Origin of the sequence: Pseudochrobactrum lubricantis, from assembly GCF_041929865.1 — a bacterium.
Classification (GTDB): Bacteria; Pseudomonadota; Alphaproteobacteria; order Rhizobiales; family Rhizobiaceae; genus Pseudochrobactrum; species Pseudochrobactrum saccharolyticum.
The window spans coordinates 77,379-97,380 of the sequence record NZ_JBHEEE010000006.1 but is presented as its reverse complement, the minus strand read 5'-3'; the positions used below and the strand labels follow the sequence as shown (position 1 = coordinate 97,380).

Annotated in this window: 22 protein-coding genes; 1 reads left to right on the top strand and 21 read right to left on the bottom strand. The window is 66.2% G+C overall.

Going from position 1 to position 20,002, the window contains the following annotated elements:
* Positions 1-24: 24 nt before the first annotated feature.
* The 5 genes from JNC80_RS13415 to JNC80_RS13395 form a co-directional block, all read right to left on the bottom strand.
* Positions 25-384, bottom strand: coding sequence for an SRPBCC family protein (locus JNC80_RS13415; protein ID WP_024899646.1), 360 nt, complete (start codon positions 382-384; stop codon positions 25-27).
* A complete protein-coding gene (locus JNC80_RS13410; RefSeq protein ID WP_003500156.1) occupies positions 381-695 on the bottom strand; it encodes an ArsR/SmtB family transcription factor in 315 nt (104 codons plus the stop codon). Before JNC80_RS13410 ends, JNC80_RS13415 begins: the two co-directional genes overlap by 4 nt.
* 48 nt (positions 696-743) lie before the next feature.
* Positions 744-1,445, bottom strand: a complete 702-nt coding sequence (locus JNC80_RS13405; protein ID WP_035243487.1) for a DUF3363 domain-containing protein — start codon at positions 1,443-1,445, stop codon at positions 744-746.
* 601 nt (positions 1,446-2,046) lie between these two features.
* The gene (locus tag JNC80_RS13400; protein WP_035243485.1) at positions 2,047-2,391 is read right to left on the bottom strand and encodes an ArsR/SmtB family transcription factor; all 345 of its coding nucleotides are present in this window, start codon (positions 2,389-2,391) and stop codon (positions 2,047-2,049) included.
* Positions 2,392-2,438: 47 nt separating this feature from the next.
* Positions 2,439-3,416: a cation diffusion facilitator family transporter gene (locus JNC80_RS13395; RefSeq protein WP_024899644.1), complete on the bottom strand. Its 978-nt coding sequence runs from the start codon at positions 3,414-3,416 to the stop codon at positions 2,439-2,441.
* Between the two features lie 206 nt (positions 3,417-3,622).
* On the opposite strand from JNC80_RS13395, the gene JNC80_RS13390 reads away from it, so the two are divergent.
* Entirely contained in the window at positions 3,623-4,567 is a 945-nt protein-coding gene (locus JNC80_RS13390; protein WP_003500137.1) for a LysR family transcriptional regulator, read from the top strand.
* Here the strand turns inward: JNC80_RS13390 and JNC80_RS13385 are convergent.
* The 16 genes from JNC80_RS13385 to JNC80_RS13310 form a co-directional block, all read right to left on the bottom strand.
* Positions 4,548-4,781: a DUF2274 domain-containing protein gene (locus JNC80_RS13385; protein ID WP_003500135.1), complete on the bottom strand. Its 234-nt coding sequence runs from the start codon at positions 4,779-4,781 to the stop codon at positions 4,548-4,550. The genes JNC80_RS13390 and JNC80_RS13385 overlap by 20 nt on opposite strands.
* 3 nt (positions 4,782-4,784) lie before the next feature.
* Positions 4,785-5,933: a TraB/TrbI/VirB10 family type IV secretion system protein gene (locus JNC80_RS13380; protein WP_024899643.1), complete on the bottom strand. Its 1,149-nt coding sequence runs from the start codon at positions 5,931-5,933 to the stop codon at positions 4,785-4,787.
* Positions 5,930-6,949, bottom strand: coding sequence for a P-type conjugative transfer protein TrbG (trbG, locus tag JNC80_RS13375; RefSeq protein WP_003500131.1), 1,020 nt, complete (start codon positions 6,947-6,949; stop codon positions 5,930-5,932). The genes JNC80_RS13380 and trbG overlap by 4 nt, the downstream gene beginning before the upstream one ends.
* Positions 6,946-7,635, bottom strand: coding sequence for a conjugal transfer protein TrbF (gene trbF / locus JNC80_RS13370; RefSeq protein ID WP_003500130.1), 690 nt, complete (start codon positions 7,633-7,635; stop codon positions 6,946-6,948). Before trbF ends, trbG begins: the two co-directional genes overlap by 4 nt.
* Positions 7,632-9,008, bottom strand: coding sequence for a P-type conjugative transfer protein TrbL (trbL, locus tag JNC80_RS13365; RefSeq protein WP_003500129.1), 1,377 nt, complete (start codon positions 9,006-9,008; stop codon positions 7,632-7,634). The genes trbF and trbL overlap by 4 nt, the downstream gene beginning before the upstream one ends.
* A gap of 6 nt (positions 9,009-9,014) precedes the next feature.
* Positions 9,015-9,302, bottom strand: coding sequence for a putative entry exclusion protein TrbK-alt (trbK-alt, locus tag JNC80_RS13360; protein ID WP_003500127.1), 288 nt, complete (start codon positions 9,300-9,302; stop codon positions 9,015-9,017).
* 21 nt (positions 9,303-9,323) lie between these two features.
* Positions 9,324-10,088 carry a P-type conjugative transfer protein TrbJ gene (gene trbJ / locus JNC80_RS13355; protein ID WP_003500125.1) on the bottom strand — a complete coding sequence of 255 codons (765 nt, stop codon included), beginning with the start codon at positions 10,086-10,088 and terminating at the stop codon, positions 9,324-9,326.
* A gap of 3 nt (positions 10,089-10,091) precedes the next feature.
* A complete protein-coding gene (gene trbE / locus JNC80_RS13350) occupies positions 10,092-12,542 on the bottom strand; it encodes a conjugal transfer protein TrbE (protein ID WP_003500123.1) in 2,451 nt (816 codons plus the stop codon).
* Between the two features lie 10 nt (positions 12,543-12,552).
* Positions 12,553-12,834, bottom strand: coding sequence for a VirB3 family type IV secretion system protein (locus JNC80_RS13345; protein WP_003500121.1), 282 nt, complete (start codon positions 12,832-12,834; stop codon positions 12,553-12,555).
* Positions 12,834-13,106 (bottom strand): TrbC/VirB2 family type IV secretion system protein, encoded by a 273-nt coding sequence (locus tag JNC80_RS13340; RefSeq protein WP_234825348.1) that lies wholly within the window; start codon positions 13,104-13,106, stop codon positions 12,834-12,836. Before JNC80_RS13340 ends, JNC80_RS13345 begins: the two co-directional genes overlap by 1 nt.
* A gap of 122 nt (positions 13,107-13,228) precedes the next feature.
* A complete protein-coding gene (gene trbB, locus JNC80_RS13335; protein ID WP_003500105.1) occupies positions 13,229-14,161 on the bottom strand; it encodes a P-type conjugative transfer ATPase TrbB in 933 nt (310 codons plus the stop codon).
* A 299-nt stretch (positions 14,162-14,460) separates the two neighbouring features.
* Entirely contained in the window at positions 14,461-14,907 is a 447-nt protein-coding gene (locus JNC80_RS13330; protein ID WP_003500104.1) for a hypothetical protein, read from the bottom strand.
* An 8-nt stretch (positions 14,908-14,915) separates the two neighbouring features.
* A complete protein-coding gene (locus JNC80_RS13325) occupies positions 14,916-16,901 on the bottom strand; it encodes a conjugal transfer protein TraG (protein ID WP_003500103.1) in 1,986 nt (661 codons plus the stop codon).
* Positions 16,902-16,932: 31 nt separating this feature from the next.
* Complete coding sequence (locus JNC80_RS13320; RefSeq protein ID WP_024899641.1) at positions 16,933-18,672, bottom strand: relaxase/mobilization nuclease domain-containing protein; 1,740 nt, start codon at positions 18,670-18,672, stop codon at positions 16,933-16,935.
* A gap of 244 nt (positions 18,673-18,916) precedes the next feature.
* On the bottom strand, positions 18,917-19,642 hold the full coding sequence (locus JNC80_RS13315) for a lytic transglycosylase domain-containing protein (protein ID WP_003500099.1): 726 nt from the start codon (positions 19,640-19,642) through the stop codon (positions 18,917-18,919).
* Positions 19,643-19,978 (bottom strand): DUF736 domain-containing protein, encoded by a 336-nt coding sequence (locus tag JNC80_RS13310; protein WP_024899640.1) that lies wholly within the window; start codon positions 19,976-19,978, stop codon positions 19,643-19,645.
* Between the last annotated feature and the right edge of the window lie 24 nt (positions 19,979-20,002).

The window sequence follows — 20,002 nt, the reverse complement described above, 5'->3', positions numbered from 1 at the left end:
GATTTTGATGTGTTGTTTGAGGTGCTATGCTGCGAGCATAAGCACGGGCCAATTGTTGTTCGCGGCAGGGGGTGTTCGCCGAACGGATCGGGCGTCCACAAGATGATGGATGATCCTCAACCTCGTGCCGCCATAGACATTGGGACCGACTTGGAACGTCACAATGCTTTCGAGGAAAGGCGATTCTTCTTCGCGCATCCGATAGCGGACTTCCTCTCCCGGTTCTGCCGAGATCGGGACAGCATCGGCCAAGTCTTTTTCAGGCAGCCATTTTTCTCGAAGCTCTGGAATACTAATCGCCCGCCAAACCATTTCAGGGGGAGCGTCGATTTCATATTCCACGACGAGATTATCCTTGGGCTTCTTTGCCTCCGTGTCGCTCATTGGTCCATGTCCCTTAGTAAGCTCTTCAAAGCGTCAATTCTCGCAGGCCAATAGGCCCGATACTTCGCCAGCCATTCCGCGATGAGTGCCAGCCCCTCTGGATCGACCTCATAGTTCACAAAGCGGCCCTGACGTTCTTCCCGCACCAGCTTGGCGTTGCGCAGGACAGAGAGATGTTGCGACATCGCCGGCTGACTAATTTCCATACCCTGCCGCAGTGTGACGGCGTTCATGCTGCCGGACGCCAGCTTCTCGAAAATCGCGCGGCGTGTCGGATCGGCCAGAGCTTTGAATATGTCGTTCGGGATCATAACAATAGATAAGCGCACACTTATCTGATTCGCAAGGGCGAACCATCATCACAACATAATCCCTCGTTGCCGCCCTAGCTGCCACGACACCGATCCGCCCTGAACGACGCCCATAACCTCGCGACCGAGCTGTCGGTCTATGACCGGCCGCCATGGGACCAAGGTAAACTCGTGGGACTGCTCGACCACGGCGAACTTGCCGCTCGATAGCTGCACGGTGCCGGTGAATTTGCCGCTGATGTTCTCGCCGTCCGTGGCGGCACGGAAAGGCAGGCCCTTGCTCTCGGCCATCTCCCCGCCAACACGGGCAACCTCGCGCTCGCGCAGGGTGGCGAGAAGGCTGCTCCGGTAGAAGATGCGGCCATTCCGTGCTCGGGTAGCGTCGCCTTGCTCGATATGATGCTCGCGGCGCTGGTCCATGGCCTCGCGCACCTGCTGGCCGAAACCGGCCGGCGCAATATCGGCGGTTTCGCTGTGGATCAATCGCCGGTCCAGCCACGTCGCGCCGTCCGAATGTATCTGCCTTTCCAGATTGATGGGTGACAGGACGCGAACACTGGCCTGCCGGTCTCGGCCGGCATCGTAGTCGGCGGCGCGGCTAACCAGATCATTGGGGATGCGCCATTGGTCGGCGTCGATGCGCTCGACGATCCCGGCGCGGCGCAATGCCTCCAGCCGACGAACATGGGCATCGACATAGCCCTCATAGTCGCCACCGGGAACGCGGCCCTCGAATTTCGCCTGTTCCAGGGTCGATAGATGCCGTCCTCGGCGATGGCGGTGATGGTGCGGTCGGACGGCCGGGCTGTCGCCTCGGCCGGGCCGATCTGGATGACGCCGCGGATACGGGCTTCCGTTGACGACCCTGATGCAAACGCTGGCGGTCGATTCAATTGCCCACCGGAGATGACAGCGTCATTGTTGAGGCAGGCCATCGAATAAGGATTGAGAAAACTATATGGCCAAATGGCCTGCCTGGACGCTTTGAGAGAAAGATCACCATCAGCCCGGTTGAGCTTGGTGACGCACAGTAGCCATCCTGAACATCATACGGACCTCGGCTTCCGGATCGTCTCGAACCCATAGCAATGCGTGAGGGAACGAACGCTGGATGAAACGCCGAGGCGGATGCGACTAACGCTCGTTTAGAGTGCTATAGCGTAAACGTAGTTGTCATCTTCACCCGGTGCAGCGCTCCGCCTTCCTCATCGGCCAGAGTTTCAAGACGGCCACCGAAGAAGTCGATGCAATTTGCGGCCCCTCTCATCGTCGAGAATCCTTCGTTCAGCGCGGCTCCGATGCTTTGTTTGCCGCGTCGCAACTCTGTCATCGTTTTCCGTGCTCACGACGATCAGGAGTGTTGAACGCTGGCGTCGCGTTCGGCGACGCCTTCTCGTTCCTCACGGACATGGGAGAGCATATCGAGCAGGACGTCGCCCACATGCTGATCGGAGATTTCGTAGAACATCTGCTTCGAATGTCGGACCCGCGTTACCAGCCGCGCGCCGCGAAGCAGTCGCAGGTGGTGGCTGACGAGCGACTGCGACAGCTCAAGCGTTTCGGAGATATCGGTGACCGACTTCGGGCCTTCCTCGCAATGGAGGAGAATCCTTAGCCTGCTGGGGTCACCCAGCAGGCGGAATGTTTCGGATAGGAAGTTCAACTCCTGGGTCGAAAGGGGATCTGCCTTGTTCAACGGTTTTCCTTTCCAGCTTTCCGAGTGAACCCATGAAGAGTGGACGGTCAGTGCGAATGCCCTGCGTGGGACACAGCCGCCTTGCTCGGCTCCTCCAGGGTGCAACTGGCCACGCCGTCCCAGTCGATCCCGATCGTCGGGTGCTCGATCTTGAACTGCGTCTTCAGCTCGTGGTCGACTTGCTGCATGACGGTGCGCACATCGACGCCTTCCATCGGCTGCACCTGAAGGGTTGCCAGCACACGGCCGGAAGTCAGCGACCAGACATGGACGTGGTGGACGCTCTGGATGCCGGGAACGGTCTTTCGAAGATGCTCGGAGATCTTCTCCGCGCCGGCGTTGTCGGGCGCACCTTCGAGCAGGATATGCAGCGTGTTCCTGAGCAGGCTCCAGGCGCTGCGCAGGATCAGCAGCGACACGAACACCGACAGGATGGGATCGATCGGGGTCCAGCCAGTGTACCAGATGACGATGGCGGCAATGATCGCGCCGACCGAGCCGAGCAGATCGCCCATGACATGCAGCACGGCGCCCTTGACATTGACGTGATCGGAGTCGCCGCGCGTCAGATACCAGAGGACGAAGAGGTTCACGAGCATGCCGATGATGGCGACGACGAACATCGAACCGGCCATGACCGGCTGCGGCTCTTGGAAGCGCTCGATGGCCTCGTAGACGATCCAGGCGACGATGCCGAACAGGGTAAGGGCGTTGATGAGGCCCGCAATCACCTCGAAGCGGGCATAGCCGAAGGTGCGCTGGCTGTCGGCGACGCGGCGGCCGAGGCGGAAGGCAACGTAGGCGAGACCGAGCGCGATGGCGTCGGTCAGCATATGTCCCGCATCGGCAAGCAGCGCGAGCGAACCGGAGATCACACCGCCGACTGCCTCGACGACCATGAAGATGAAGATGATGAAGAAGGAAATGAGGATCTTGCGCTCGTTTTCCTTCGTTACGGTCGGTACGTGTGAGTGATCATGATCGTGGCCGTGGTGGTCGCTGTGGGAGTGAGAGTGGTCTGCCATAGGTCGGTCCAGTGGTTGCGTTCAGTCTAAACACTTGAATACATGTTTAAGTGTTTATTGTCAACCGGCCCGCGTAAGAAATTTGAAAGCTATTCGAAGGCACCGCAAAATCACGTAAATTTCCCGACAAGTGGGCTTGACCTTGTCACCGTTGGAATCTGCACGATGCCCCCTCGAATGGGTGACGCATGCGGAGGTAGAGGTGATTGCTCAGACGTGACCGCGAGCCTGAAATCCAGATGCGGCAACTCCACTATGTGATTGCAGCGGCCGAGCATGGCAGCTTCCGACAGGCGGCGATAGCGGTCGGCGTTCGAGAATCGGCGGTCAGCCGCCGCATCCGCGATCTGGAGGATCAGGCCGGTGCGGCGCTGTTCATTCGATATCAGCGGGGGGTGGTCATCACCGAGGCGGGACGGAAGTTCCTGACGCACGCTCGGAGGGCGATCGCGGAAATCGATCTGGCCGTGAAGGAAGTGAGAGCTGCGGGCCGCGCCGAAAAGGGCGTGCTACGCATCGGCATATTCTCGTCCCTCGCCTCGGGCTTCATCGCCGATCTGCTGGAGCGATACGCAGGGGAGCATCCCGGTGTTCGCACGAGATTCATCGAAGGCACGCCTGCCGACCACAAGGCCGCTGTCCGGCACCACGAGATCGACATCGCCTTCCTGACGGGCGAGCCGCACGTCGCGGGATGTGAGGTGACGCGGCTGTGGGCCGAGCGCGTGTTCGTCGTCCTGCCGGAAAAGCATGAGCTTGTGGCAAGGGAGGAGATCGAATGGGCCGACCTGCGCGACCGGCATTTCATCGTCAGCGAGGCGGAGCCTGGTCCCGAGATCCACGACTATCTCGTCAAGCATCTCGCCGAGCTGGGCCACCATCCGAGCGTCGAGCAGTGCCCGGTCTATAACCGGGACACGCTGATGCAGTTGGTGGCTCTGGGAAAAGGTATCTCGCTCACCAGCGAGGCCACGACGGGGACCAGATTCCGGGGCGTGGCGTATCGGCTTCTGGTGACGGAAGAACTGCCGTTCTGCGCGGTCTGGTCGCAACGCAACGACAATCCGGCGCTGCGCCGGATGCTGAGCCTCGCCCGCAACCTGTCGGCGAAACGGTTCGGGACTCGCCCGATCAGCGACGATCAGGCGTGACCGAGCGGCGGGCCTTGGCGAACCCGCGGTCGGTGGCGATGAAGCGCTCCAGCATGGGCACGATGAGCTTCATCGGATCGGCGACCGGCTGGCCGGTGTCCCGCCCCAATATCTGCGCGTAGGTGGCAAGGTCATCGGCGAGCGCAGCCGGCAGCTCAAGCGTGACCTTGACCGGCTTGTCGTTGGCGAGCGGACCGAGTTTCAGCTTGGTCATGGATCATCCCCTGTAGGGTTCGAGGACCAGATCGCGGGTCACGATCATCCGGACCGGGAAGCCCGGCCGGATGGTCAGCGTGGGGGCGACCTGCAATTGCCGCTGGATGATCTGCTGGCCCGCCTGATTGATCGTATCCTGCGAGCCGTCGCGGATCGCGCGGATCAGGCGGTCCTCGTCGCTCGTCGCGAGTTCGGCGCCGACGGCAAGCAGGGTGGAGAGCCCGGCCGCCTTGGCGAGATCCCACCAGTGGTAGTCGACACCATCCTCTAGCCCGGCATAGCCTTGGCTGTCCGCGCCGGGCTGGCGCTCCAGCACGATCGAGCGACCATTGGGGAAGATCAGCCGGTTCCAGACCAACAAGACCCTCCTTTGGCCGAACTGCACGCTGTTGTCGTACTGACCGATGATGCGCGTGCCCTGCGGCACGAGGAGAACGCGGCCGGTCGGGCTGTCATAGATGCTTTCCGTGACCTGCGCGGTGATCTGGCCGGGAAGGTCGGAGCGGATGCCGGTGATCAGTGCTGCCGGGATGACCGCGCCCGCCTGAAGCACGAAGGGCGATGCCGGAGCCATGACGCGGTCGGTCGTGGTGGTCCGGCGATCGACGGCGGCGTTGAGGAAGGCGTTCTGCCGGTCCTGCGCGGTATTTCCGCCGAGGCCGAGCCCGGCGAGATTGGGCAGACCTGCGCCGGCGGCCGAATCCGCGCCTGCGGTTGGGTTCGTGCGTGTCTCGGTCTGGAAAAAGACGCGGCTCGTGCGTGCGGCTTCCTCCTCGGCGCGCCGCCGCTGCTCTTCCTGATCCACGGTTGGATCGGGGACGGTGGGCGGAACGACGGGCTTGCCCTCGTTCTGCGCGCTGAGGATCGGCCGGCCGAGATCGCCGGGCAGTGCCGGGCCGAGGACCGGCCCGGTATAGTCGCGTGGAAGGCCGGCGAGCCCATCGGCCGTCGCCCGGTTCTCGGTCGAATAGAGTTCCTCGCCATCCGCGCCGCGATCGCGGGTCTGGAGCGCATAGATCAGCGCGCCGCCGATACCGAGCGAAACGATGAGGCCGGCTCCGGCCAGCGCCTTGCGCGATAGGCGCGTGACGCGCGGGGCTTCGGCGCGAAGGCGCATCGGGGCAGCATTGTTGTTTCCGGTGTCTGTCATGACGACTGCCCTCCCTTGTCCTGGCGGACATTCGTTGCGCGCGAGGAGCCGTCGATGCGTTCGATCCTGACGGTCTGCTGACGCTTGCCCCCGCCAAGCCGCAGCTCGGCCGCGCCGAACAGGCGATCGACGATCAGCACGTTGCGATAGGTGCGCGTATTGGCGATCTGGGCCTCGCCTTCGGGGCCGATCACGAAGATCGGCGGCAATTCGCCCTGGACGATGCCGCGCGGAAACTCGATGTAGACGCGCCGCCCGTCGTCATAGACGGAGACCGGCTTCCACGGCGGATTGTCGCCGGATGCGAAGCCATAGCGATAGTTCCGCGCCGCCACGGCCGGGATAACCGGCGTTGTCGGTATCGCCTGCGCCGAGCCTCCGCGGGCGCGCGGATAGGACCAGGCGACGGACGGCATGTAGGGTTTCTCGCGCGAGCGCAGCTCGATCATGTAGGTGCGCCGGTCGGTGGTGATGACGAGATTGGTCGAGATTTCCGCGCGCGACGGTTTCACCAGCACATGCACGCGCCGCGTCTCGCCGGAGCCGCTCTCGGTGTCGCCGATGATCCAGCGTGCTGTGTCGCCGGCGGCGATCGGGCCTGCGCCGGTCAGGCTTTCACCCGGCTCAAGCGCGATGTTGGTGATCTGTCCGGGCGAGGCATAGATCTGATAGAGGGCGCCGTCGCTCCACGGATAGACCTGGATAGCGTTGTAATAGCCCTCGCGTCGCGGCTCGACGCGGGCGGCGAGATTGGCGTTCTCGACACGGGCGGTCGGCGTACTGGCTCCGCCGCCGCCCCGGCTCACCGTCCAGGCGGGCGGGATGTGGAGCGGCTTTGGCGTGGTGTCCGTCACAGCCGGTACGGCCGGCAGCGGCGGGACGTCGGAATCGTAGGTGATTGCAGGCGGCTTCTTCGCAGAAGCACATCCGCCGAGCACCGCAGTCGATACCAGCAAAGCCGTGATCACGGATTTACGGAAAGCCGGGTTTGCGGCATTGCGGAAGTGCGGCGTCATTGTCCCAACTCCCGCGACCAGTTGATTGCATTGACGTAGATGCCGAGCGGATTGGCCTTGAGCCGTTCGGCGTCGCGGGGCGGCTGGACGACGATGGTGAGAATTGCCGTCCATCGCTCGGTGGTCGAAAGCTGGCCGTTCTCATAGCGCCGCTCTATCCACGCGATCCGGAAGCTCTCCGGCGAGGCGCGGATGACCGAGGAAACCTCGACGGCAACCTGCTGCTTGCCGACCTTGGTGAAGGGGTCGTTGACGCGGGCATAGTCGTTGAGCGCGGCCGCGCCCCGGTCCGTCGTCCATTCATAGGCGCGCAGCCAGTTCTGCCGCACGATGATCGGATCGGCCGGGACGGAGCGGACCTGTTCGATGAAACGGGCGAGATGCCATGCGATCTGCGGATCGGTCGGACGGTAGTCGGCGGTTGCCGCGGCGACGGTCTGGGCCTGTCCCAGCTTGTCGACCTGAACGATCCAGGGAACGACGGTGCCCCGCGCCGACTGGACGACAAGAGCGGCGGCGAAGCCGGCCGACAGCGCCAGGCATCCGAAAGCCATAAAGCGCCAGTTGCGCGCCTGGACGCGGGCGGAGCCGATACGCTCGTCCCATATCTGGGCAGCCTTCTGATAGGGGGTCTCGGGTTGCGGCGTCTTGCCGTAGTGGGTGGCGGGTCGTCGGAAGAGGTTCATGAGCGGTCGCTTTCGGAGAGATTGACGGAAGAGCCGGAGCCGTGGCTGTCGCCGGAGCGGACCGCGTGGGCGGCCGCGGAAACGCCATGGCTCATTGCCTGGCCGCGCTTCATGCGCTGCGCCCAGGCCGGCGGGGTATTCACAGATCCGGCCGCGGCAGCGCCGGCGGAGGCGTCATTGGCGGCCTGCCCGCCACCTCCGACGGTTCCCATGGTCGAAGAGCCGCCCGTCGTTTCGAAAGCGCCCTTGACGCCGCCGGTGTGGCTCGACTTGAGGCTCTCAGCGGCGCGGGCGAGACCGCGACGCAGCGGCGAGGCAGCGCCCGAACCGGCGGCGCGCGCCACGCCGCCGAGACCGGAGGCGATGCCCGACATGCCGGACTGTCCCATCGAGCCGAGCGTATAGGCCGAGGAAGCCGCGCCGGCGGCGGCAGCGCCGCCACGCGCGGCGGCCGCACCTCCAGACAAAGCGAGCGCTCCGCCCTTGGCGGCCAGCACGGCTCCGCCGCCTGCGGCGAGCGCTGCGCCTCCGACCGCCAGCCCTGTGCCTACGGCGGCGCCCGCGCCGAGTTGAGGTCCGCCGGAGACGAGGCCGTTGGCGATGCCGGGGCCGAATATGCCGAGGCCGAGCAGGGAGAGCGCGGCGAGCACGATCGCCATGGCCTGGTCGATGGTCGGCGTCGCGCCGCCGAAGCCGGCGGTGAACTGCGAGAACAACGTCGAGCCGATGCCGATGATGACGGCGAGAACCAGGACCTTGATGCCGGAGGAGATCACGTTGCCGAGCACCCGCTCGGCCATGAACGCGGTCTTTCCGAACAGGCCGAAGGGGATCAGGACGAAGCCGGCCAGTGTCGACAGCTTGAACTCGATCAGCGTGACGAAGAGCTGGATCGCCAGGATGAAGAAGGCGAGGATGACCAGCACCCAGGCGAAGAACATGCAGGCGATCTGGATGAAATTCTCGAAGAAGGCGATCCAGCCCATGAGGTCGGAGATGGAATCGAGCAGCGGCCGTCCGGCGTCGAGTCCGGTTTGCGCCACCTTGCCGGGGCGCAGGAGATCGGCGGTGCTGAAGCTGGTTCCGGAGCCCTTCAGGCCGAGTCCGGCGAAGCTGTCGAAGACGATCTTCGCGAGGCTGTTCCAGTTGGAAATCAGGTAGGCAAAGACCCCGACGAAGAGCGTCTTTTTCACCAGCCGCGCCATGATGTCGTCGTCAGCGCCCCAGCTCCAGAACAGGGCCGCAAGCGTCACGTCGATCACGATGAGGGTTGAAGCTATGAAGGCGACCTCGCCGCCGAGCAGGCCAAAGCCGCTGTCGATGTAGGACGTGAAGACCGAGAGGAAATTGTCGATGACGCTGGTGCTGCCCATCTGCGCTCACCGTGCGTCATTCGCCGCGGGCGCGACCGGCTGCGGCGTGCGGCCGAGAAAGCGATCGCGGGTCTCGGCCCAGACGCGCAGGCATCCGGCATCCTTGCCGGCGGCCTCGCCAAGCTGCTGGCACCGTCGCTGTTCGACGCGAAGCGCATCGATCGAGCGCTCGACGGCCCGCGCCGGCTCCGGGACATTTACCTCGTCCTTGCGGGTCAGCTCGATGGCCGTCGCTGTGATCGCGACAGCCACGAAGACGACGGCGCCCAGCCGGGCCAGCATCTTGCCGTCCATGGTCGTCCCCCTTCCTGCGTCTCAGTTGCCGTTGAACATCTTGGCGTTTCCCGGCTGGTAGCCGGAGCCGGGCGTGAGGAAGCGGCGGCGCTGCTCGCGTCCCTGCTCGGCGGCCGCTGAACGCTCGGCGTCGGTGAGCGCCTGCGCCCGGCCGTTCGCGGCGATCACGGCGGTCAGGTCGGCGAGCTGCTGCGCCTGAAGGGCGAGGAGCTGGTTGCCGGCCTGGGTTGCCTGAAGTGCGCCGGTCGCGCCCTGGCTCTGCCCGACCAGCGCCGACATCTGGGTACGGTTGGTGTCGATGTTGCCGACAACGGTGGCCTGGACGCGCATGGCGTCCTGCAGACCGCCGACGGTGTTCTGCCAGCGGGTCTTCGCGTCCTCGATCAGCTTGGCGTCCGAGGCGGTCAGCGAGGCGTTGCCGTATTGCGTCTTGAACGCCTGATCGATCTGGCCGACGTCGAATGCGATGTTCTGCGCCTGGCTCAGGAGCTGCTGCGTGCGCTGCACGGACTGCTGGAGCTGCTGGAGCGAGGAGAACGGCAGGCTCGCCAGGTTCTTCGCCTGGTTGATGAGCATCTGCGCCTCGTTCTGGAGCGACGTGATCTGGTTGGTGATCTGCTCCAGCGCGCGGGCGGCCTGAAGGACGTTCTGGGCGTAATTGGTCGGATCGTAGACGATCTTCCAGGCGTGTGCCGGGGTGGTCAGGACCGGAGCGACGGCGAGCGGTACGGACAGCACGGTGGCGGCAAGCAGGGCGGCGGAGATGCGAGGCGAGGTGGGCGTCATGTTTCAGTTCTCCTGTTCGGGCTGGGGGTCGAAGTTGACGAGATCGGGGATGAGGTCCGCGGCCCATGCGACGTCGCGCGCCGCGAGCCACGCGGGCAGGAAGCCGTCGCGGCCGTGTTCGGCGACGATCTGGTCGATGAGGGTCTGGTCGGATTTCGAGGAGGCCGCGCAAAGCGCGAGCCCGACTTCCGACAGGCCCAGCTCGAACATCCGGTTGCCGCGCCGCGACTGGCAGTAGTAGTCGCGCTTCGGCGTGGCGCGGGCGATCAGCTCGATCTGGCGGTCGTTGAGGCCGAAGCGCCGATAGATCGCCGTGATCTGGGGCTCGACCGCGCGTTCATTCGGCAGGAGCAACCGGGTCAGGCAGCTTTCGATGATGGCGGGCGCAATGCTGCTGCCATCGATGTCGGACAGCGATTGCGTGGCGAAGATCACGCTGGCGTTCTTCTTGCGCAGCGTCTTCAGCCATTCGCGGAGCTGGCCGGAAAAGCCGTCGTCGTCGAGCGCCAGCCAGCCTTCGTCGATGATCAGGAGCGTCGGCCGGCCGTCGAGCCGGTCGCCGATGCGATGGAAGAGATAAGCCAGCACCGCCGCGGCGGAGCCGGTTCCGACTAGCCCCTCGATCTCGAACGCCTGTACGGACGCCGAGCCGAGATGCTCGCTCTCGGCGTCGAGCAGGCGGCCATATGGACCGCCGACGCAGTAGGGGCGCAGCGCCTGTTTCAGGTCGTTCGACTGGAGCAGCACGGCAAGGCCGGTGATGGTGCGCTCCCCGACCGGCGCGGAGGCGAGCGAGGTCAGCGCGGTCCAGAGGTGCTCCTTGACCTCCGGTGTGATCTGCACGCCCTCGCGCATCAGGATGGCGACGATCCAGTCGGCCGCCCAGGCGCGTTCCGGCACCTCATGGATGCGGGCGAGCGGCTGGAGGGAAACCGAGGTTTCCGAGCCATCGGTCAGGTCGCCGCCGAGATCGTGCCAGTCGCCGCCCATGGCGAGCGCCGAGGCGCGGATGCTGCCCCCGAAATCGAAGGCGAAGACCTGCGAGCGCTTGTAACGACGGAACTGCAAGGCCATGAGCGCGAGCAGCACGGACTTGCCTGCGCCGGTCGGGCCGACGACGAGCGTATGGCCGACATCGCCGACGTGAATTGAAAGCCGGAACGGGGTCGAGCCTTCGGTCCTGCCATACAGCAGCGGGGGCGCGCCGAGATGCTCGTCCCGTTCCGGCCCCGCCCACACGGCGCTGAGCGGCATCATGTGGGCAAGGTTGAGGGTGTTGACCGGCGGCTGCCGGACATTTCCGTAGACGTGGCCGGGCAGGCTGCCGAGCCAGGCATCCACGGCGTTGATGGTCTCGGGCATGCAGGTGAAATCGCGGCCCTGGATCACCTTCTCGACCAGCCGCAGCTTCTCGTCGGCCACGCGGGCGTCGCCGTCCCAGACGGTCACGGTGGCGGTGATGTATGCTTCTCCGGCGAAGTCCTGGCCGAGTTCCTGAAGCGCGAGATCCGCATCCTGCGCCTTGTTCGCGGCGTCGGTGTCGACGAGCACGGATTGCTCGTTGGTCATCACCTCCTTGAGGATCGCGGCGATCGATTTGCGCTTGGCGAACCACTGCCGCCTGATCTTGGTCAGGAGGCGGATGGCATCGGTCTTGTCGAGGAGGATCGCGCGCGTCGACCAGCGATATTCGAAGGCGAGCCGGTTCAGCTCGTCGAGAATGCCGGGCGTCGTCGCGGTCGGAAATCCGACAATGGTGAGGATGCGAAGATGTTGCTCGCCCAGGCGCGGCTCCAGCCCGCCGGTGAGCGGCTGGTCGGCGAGCAGCGCATCGAGGTACATCGGTGCCTCCGGCACGCGGACGCGGTGCCGGTTGGTCGAAATTGTCGAATGCAGGTAGGTGAGCGTCTCGCCGTCATCGAGCCATGCGCATTCCGGCATGAAGCCGTCGAGCAGTGCCAGGATGCGATCGGTGCGGTCGGTGAAGGCGCGCAGCGCCTCATGAGGATCGACGCCGGAGCGCTCCCGGCCTTCATAGAGCCACGCTTCCGTGCGGGCGGCTTCCTCGGCGGGCGGCAGGTAAAGCATGGTGAGGAAATAGCTGGACACGAAATGCGCGCCCTCTTCCTCGAAATCGGCCTTGCGCTCGGAATCGACCAACGATGAGGCGGGATCGGGAAAGCGGCTGTCGGGATAGGTCGCGGCCTCGGACCGCTGCGCCTCGACGAAGATCGCCCAGCCGGAGCCGAGGCGGCGGAAGGCGTTGTTGAGGCGGGCGGCGACGGCGACCAGTTCGGCCGCCACGGCGGAATCCAGATCCGGCCCGCGAAAGCGCGCCGTGCGCTGGAACGAGCCATCCTTGTTGAGGACGACGCCGGCGCCGACGAGCGCGGCCCAGGGCAGGTAATCAGCGAGGCGGGCGGAGGTGCGGCGGTATTCGGCAAGGTTCATCATGGCCGCGCCCTCACACCGACAGGTGGCCGGGGATGCGCAGATGTCGGCGCCCGACCTCCACGAAGAGCGGATCGCGCTTGGCCGCCCAGACGGCGGTGAGATGGCCGATCATCCAGATCGCGAGCCCGACCAGCCAGAGCCGCAGGCCAAGGCCGACGGCGCCGGCGAGCGTCCCGTTCATGATGGCGATCGAGCGCGGCGCGCCGCCGAGCAGGATGTGCTCGGTCAGCGCGCGATGGACGGGAACCGAGAACCCCGGCACGGCGTCGAGCTGTTCGAAGCCGGCCGCCATCAGATGAGCGCCCCGCCGCCGAACGAGAAGAAGGAGAGGAAGAAGGAACTGGCCGCGAACGCGATCGACAGGCCGAAGACGATCTGGATGAGACGGCGGAAGCCGCCGGCCGTATCGCCGAAGGCGAGCGTCAGACCCGTCACGATGATAATGATCACGGCCACGATTTTCGCGACCGGCCCTTCGACGGATTCGAGGATCTTCTGAAGCGGCGCTTCCCACGGCATCGAGGAGCCGGAGGCGTGGGCGGACGGCGCGGCCGACATCATCATGATGGTGACGAGCGCGGTCGAACTGGCGAGCCGGTCGTATGCTCCCCGCAGCACGGAGGACCTGGGCGGCTTGGCCGGAACCGGCGGAACGGTCGTGATCGGGGCGGAAGCGGGCGACTTCATCAAGGTTCTCCTGTGGGGGGCTGAGTTGCGGGAATGACGTGGTAGTCGCCGTCGGCGGTGAGCCCTTCGACGCGGGCGAGCTGGGCGAGACGGCGGCCGGAGCCTCGGCCGGCGAGCACGGCGACGAGATCGATGGTCTCGGCGATCAGGGCGCGCGGGACGGTGACGACGGCTTCCTGAATGAGCTGTTCGAGGCGGCGCAACGCGCCGATCGCCGTGCCGGCATGGATGGTGCCGATGCCGCCGGGATGTCCGGTGCCCCATGCCTTGAGAAGATCGAGGGCCTCGGCGCCGCGCACCTCGCCGATGGGAATGCGGTCAGGGCGCAGGCGCAGCGACGAGCGCACGAGATCGGAGAGGGTGACGACGCCCTCTTTGGTCCGCATGGCGACGAGGTTCGGCGCGGCGCATTGCAGCTCGCGGGTGTCTTCGATGATGACCACGCGATCCGCGCCCTTCGCCACTTCGGCCAGCAAGGCGTTGGTCAGCGTCGTCTTGCCGGTCGACGTGCCGCCGGCGACAAGGATGTTGGCGCGTGACTGGACCGCCATGCGTAGCGTCTGCGCCTGGTCGGCGGACATGATGCCGGAGGCGACGTAATCGGCGAGGGTGAATACCGCGACGGCCGGCTTTCTGATCGCGAAGGCGGGCGCGGAGACCACGGGAGGAAGAAGGCCCTCGAACCGCTCGCCGCTCTCGGGCAGCTCGGCCGAGACGCGCGGCGCTCCGGCATGGACCTCCGCGCCGACATGATGCGCGACGAGCCGCACGATGCGCTCGCCATCGGCCGCCGACAGCCGCTCCCCCGTATCGGCCAGCCCTTCGGAGAGCCGGTCGATCCAGAGCCGCCCATCGGGATTGAGCATTACCTCGACAACCGCGGGGTCCTCCAGAAACCCGGCGATTGCGGGTCCGAGCGCGGTACGGAGCATCCGCGCTCCCCGCGTCGTCGCCTCGGTCTGTTGGAAGGATCGCGCCACGTCGTCCCCGTCCGGTAGCGGGCACGCCCCATGCGCAGCCCTGGATCGGGGATGAGTAAAAGAGCCCGAAGTCGGGCCGATTCAACAAGTATCGGTCGTAGTAGTGCGGTGGCGTGCAAAGACAGGAAAACGGCGGAGTCCGCTCGTGACGGTGATCCCGGTGGGCGCGCGCGAAAACCGAATCAGTTGCTTGGACTTATCTGTTTTCGCGGCGCGGTGGTCAGATTGCGGACTGTATAATTCGCCTCGGCCTACGGCGTGCCGCCCTCGTCCTTGCCCGCCGCGTCCATGTCCTCCGAAACCTCCTGCCGGAGCTTCGGGCCTTTGACGAGCCGCTGGCCGAGGACGGCGACGAAGGCATCGTAGCGTTCGCCGGCCTTCGCCTTCGCGGCCTGCGCGGCAGGCTCGGGCAACGCGGGCGTCGTCGTGAGCCAGAAGCGGACGAAGACGGCCAGCGTCTCGACGGCGATGCCGAGATCGCGCTCCAGGCGCGTCATGCGGCGGTCGAGCTGATCGAGGCGCTTGGCGACGACCGCCTCCCGGCGCTCGGCATCGTCGGGTGACAGGAAGGACGCGATCGCGGCTTCGGCGATCAGCGAGCGCGACTGGTCGCGCCGGGCCGAATAGGCAACGAGCGCCTGCATGACATCGGGATCGAGATAGACGGACAGGCGCTGCTTTTTCGGTGTTCGGATCATCGCGGGCCTCACAGGTCGATGCCGTCATTGGGATCGAGCGAAGCCTGCCGCGCGACCTGCCGCATAAGCCGGTTCATCCGGCTGTTGCGAACGGTATCGTCCTCGCTGTCGTCGCCGGGATCGCCGCCGAACTCGTTGTCGATCGGCTCCTTTTTCTCGACGGTTTTGACGCGGCTGAGTTCAGGCTGGTGCCGCCGCTCGGATTCGGTCGGATCGTCGTCATCCTCGCCAACGCCGGAGACCGGGGTCAGATCGACCTCCGGCCGCTGCGGCAGGGGCAGGCTGCTCCAGTCGTCCGGCTCGACATTCTCGGAGACCAGCGCCGGGGGCGGCAGGACCCTTTCCTGAAAACGCGGGTCCTCGAAGTAGCGGGCCTTCTTCGCCCGGATCGGCGGCGTGCCCGCCACCATGACGATTTCGTCGGCGGGCGGAAGCTGCATGATCTCGCCGGGCGTGAGCAGCGGTCGCGCCGTCTCCGAGCGCGACACCATCAGGTGGCCGAGCCAAGGGCTCAACCTGTGCCCGGCATAATTCTTCATCGCCCGCATCTCGGTCGCCGTGCCGAGCGCGTCGGAGACACGCTTGGCCGTCCGCTCGTCATTCGTGGCGAAGGCGACGCGGACATGGCAGTTGTCGAGGATCGAATTGTTCGGCCCGTAGGCTTTCTCGATCTGGTTCAGCGACTGCGCGATCAGGAAGCTCTTCAGCCCGTATCCCGCCATGAAGGCTAACGCACTCTCAAAAAAATCCAGCCGGCCGAGTGCGGGAAACTCGTCGAGCATGAGGAGCAGACGATGGCGATCGCCCCTCGTCTCCAGCTCCTCGGTGAGCCGGCGGCCGATCTGGTTGAGGATCAACCGGATCAGCGGCTTGGTCCGGTTGATGTCGGAAGGCGGGACCACGAGATAGAGCGTCGTCGGGCGCGCAGCGCCGACGATATCGCCGATCCGCCAGTCGCAGCGGCGCGTCACCTCGGCCACGACCGGATCGCGGTAGAGGCCGAGGAACGACATCGCGGTGGAGAGCACACCCGAGCGTTCGTTATCGGATTTGTTGAGCAGCTCGCGCGCCGCGCTGGCGACGACAGGGTGCGGCCCGGCCTCGCCCAGATGCGCCGTTCGCATCATCGCGTCGAGCGTGGCTTCGATCGTCCGCTTCGGATCGGAGAGAAAGGCGGCGACACCGGCGAGCGTCTTGTCCTTCTCGGCATAGAGGACATGGAGGATCGCGCCGACCAGAAGCGCGTGGCTGGTCTTCTCCCAGTGGTTCCGCTTCTCCAGCGAGCCCTCCGGGTCGACGAGAATGTCGGCGATGTTCTGGACGTCGCGGACCTCCCACTGGCCCTTTCGCACCTCGAGCAGAGGATTGTAGGCCGAGGAGCGCGCATTGGTCGGATCGAACAGGAGGACGCGGCCGTGCCGCGAACGGAAGCCGGCGGTCAGGCTCCAGTTCTCGCCCTTGATGTCGTGGACGACGCAGCTTCCCGGCCAGGTCAGCAGGGTCGGCACGACGAGGCCGACGCCCTTGCCGGATCGGGTCGGGGCGAAACACATGACATGCTCCGGCCCGTCATGGCGCAGATAGGAGCGATCCATCCGGCCGAGCACCACGCCATCCGGGTCGAGAAGACGCGCGGCGGTGATCTCCTCCGGCCGCGCCCATCGCGCCGAGCCGAAGGTTTCGACCTCCTTGTTCTCGCGCGCCCGCCAGACCGACATGCCGATGGCAACGGCGATGGCGATGAAGCCGCCTGATGCCGCGACGAGGCCGCCTTCCATGAAAACGGACGGCGCATAAGCGTCGTAGAAGTACCACCACAGGAAGAAGGACGGCGGATAGTAGACCGGCCATCCGGCGAGTTCGAACCATGGGGTGCCGAGCTGCGCCTGAAACCCGAGCCGCCACGCGGTCCACTGCGTCGCCGTCCATGTCGTCGCGAGGACGATCAGGAAGACGGTGAGGATCTGGCCCCAGAGGATTTTCGTGGCGGACATTGCGGGGTCCTTTCTTGGAAGGGTGTGATGGTCAGAGGCCGAGCCCGCGCTTGCGGCCAAAACTCCAGTCGACGCCGCCGTCCCCGCGCGCGACGCCGGAGACGTGCCTGGCGAGCTGCTTTTCGAGCGAGGGCGACCAGGGCACGAGCTGGAAGCCGAGGCCGTCGTCGATCATGGCGAAGCGGCCAGAGGCGAGCGTGAAACGCTGGCGATAGGTCCCGGCGACGTATTCGCCGCCGGCGGAATGGTTGAACACGCGCCCCGTCTGCGCGGCGATCTGCTCGCCGAGCGCGTCGACCTCGCGCTGTCGCAGGGTACGCAGGAGGTTGCGGTTGAAGATCACGCTGCGGCCGTGCCGCTCGGCAAAGCCCTGCTCGATCAGGCGCTCGGCGCGGCGGTCGAGCGCGTCGCGCACCTCCGCGCCGAAGCCGCCCTCCGAGAGCGACGCCGGCTCGCGGGCAATGTTCTGCCGGTCGAGCCAGGTCGCGCCGGTCGCCGTGACCTGCCGGCCGATGTCGAGGTCGGAGCGGACGGCGAGAGCGACGCGGCGGCGCCCCTGCGCGTCGTCGAACTTGCGCAGCTCGACGATCGATCCCGGCGCGCTGTCGCCGGTCGAGTCGAGATCGGGGAACTTGATGTGATGGGTGCGGCCGTCGACGCCATCGACCACGGCATAGGCTGTGCCCTTCAGCTCGTCATCCAGGCCGCGCTCGACCAGCCGGCCGACGATCGGGTCGTCAAGGCTCTCGGCCGCGAGCACATAGCTCGCCGTGCCACGCTCGATGCCGCGTTCGGCGAGCGCACGGTGCATGCGCTTGATGATGTCGCCGCGCTCTCCGAGTTCGCGCAGCGTCGGCTCGGCCTTGTCCGAGATCGTCCACTGGCCGGGGCCGATCTCTTCGGCGAGGCCGAGGGATTCGAGCTTGCGCAGCCGGCCGACCTTGAGCGGGAGATATTCGTCGGGCTGGCGGTCGGGATGCGGCGCGACGTCGATGACGCCGGTGCGATAGCCGTCGCGCGCGAGCTGCCGGTCGAGATCGGTCCAGCGCTCGGCCTCGACCTGCCGCTCCAGATGGCCGCGGATTTCGAGATCGCTGCGCAGGCCGAGGTCCTGCGTCACGAGATCCTGCGCGCGTGCTCGCATCCCCTCCTTGATGTAGTCGCGGGCGATCACGAGGTCCTGCCCGTCGTCCGTGCGGCCGCGCAGGATGATGTGGACGTGCGGGTTGTCGGTGTTCCAGTGATCGACGCCGACCCAATCGAGCTTCGTGCCGAGGTCCTTTTCCATCTGGCTCATGAGATCGCGGGCGAAGTCCCTCAGATCGGTCATGCGCCCGGCGTCTTCGGGTGAGACGATGAAGCGGAAGTGGTGCCGGTCGTCCTCGCAGCGCTCGGCGAAGTCGCGGGCGTCCACCTCGTCCAGCTCGGCGCCGAACAGGCGGGCCTTCTCGCCGTCGCGGGTCACGCCGTCACGCTGGAGATATTTGAGATGGGCGGCGAGCGGAGCGGCGCGCGCCGAGTGCCGGACCACGCGGGTCTTGATCACCACGTTGCGCGAGCGGCGCGTGAGCACGCGGTTCGCCTGCACGCTGGCGCGCCGGCCGCGCCCGAACTGCGAGCGGTTGCCGGGCGTGATCCGGCCGGAGCGCGAGACGCGCCCGCCGGCCTTCTGCGCGGCAGCGAGCGCCTGAGCGATGAACGGTCTGGCGCGCTCCGCCTTCGAAGAGCGGATGCGGCCAGGGCGGATGCGGAAATCGTCCTCGGCGCTCATCACATGAGCCCCGCACATCGCGGCAAGTCATGGAAAAGACGGCGAAAGCCGGAAAATCGCGAGGTTCGCCAGAACCGCGCACATCGCGCAGACGGCGCGTAACTCCTTGAAAAACCACAACCGGAATCAGGCGCACCTCGCGCCTTTTTATCTCGCCATCGTCCGGTTGTGGTTCTGCGCCTCCCCGGCCACCCCGCCGATCCTCGCCGGTTGCACGCTACGCCGACCGAGACCGCGAACGCCGTCATCTCGGACCTCCAGCGCCCGAACGGGCGATGAAGAGGTCGCCGGACTGCGGCGCGACGGCAGGCTGACGGCGCGCCGGTAGGGAGGCGGCCGCATCGCCGGGCGCGCCGACGAAGAGCGGCGCATCCCGCCATCCGCGGCGCTTGCCGCGCAGCATGGCGGCGGCGCGGAGGTCGGCTTTCACGCCGATTGCCGGCAGGATCGCCGCGACATAGGCGCGGGTTTCGGCGGGCAGCGCACGGCCGGTCGCGAGATGCTGGTCGAGCCGCGCCGGCCCTGCATTGTAGGCCGCCAGCATCGCCGCGACATTGCCGTAGCGGTCGAGCATCTCGCGCAGATAGGCCGTGCCCGCGAGGATGTTGTCGCGCGGCGCGAACGGATCGCGGCCGAGGCCATAGCGACCGCGCAGCTCGGCCCAGGTCGCGGGCATGATCTGCATCAGGCCCATCGCACCGGCCGGGGACACGGCGCGCATGTCGCCGGCGCTTTCGGCGCGCTTTACCGCGACGATCCACGCCTGCGGAATGGCGAAGCGTCGCGACGCCTCGGCAACGTGGGCGGCATGCGGATCGGCGGCCGCGTTGCGCGCCGGCTGCACGGTCTGCGCGTAAGCCGGGAACGCCGAGGGCGCGGCGAAGATCAGGCCGGAAAGAAGAAGGAGGAGTGCTGGGCGTCGGGCGGCGGAAGGTGGTCCGACGCTGGCGGAAGGTTGGACCGGCACCATTCAGTCCTCCGCCCGCTTCTTCTTCGAGGGAGTGACGTGCAGGCCCCAGACCGTCTCGTCGTCGGGGTCGCGGAAGAGATTGGCGCGCAGAATGCCGCCAAAGAGCGGGCTGTAGAGGTCGACGGAGACGAACTCGCCAGCGCGTTCGCCGACATGCGACCAGCCCGCGCCAATGTCGAGACCGTCCTGATCGCCGAGCAGGATGCGGTATTGCGGCGCGTTCTCGGTCTCCAATGGTTCGGCTGGAACGAAAGTGAGCGGCTCGTCGATGCCGAGCGCGTGGAAGCGCCCTTCGAAGCCGGTTTCTGTGCGGGTGAAGTGGCCGAGATGCGCCATGGTTTTCGTCTCCTGTGCGTTGCG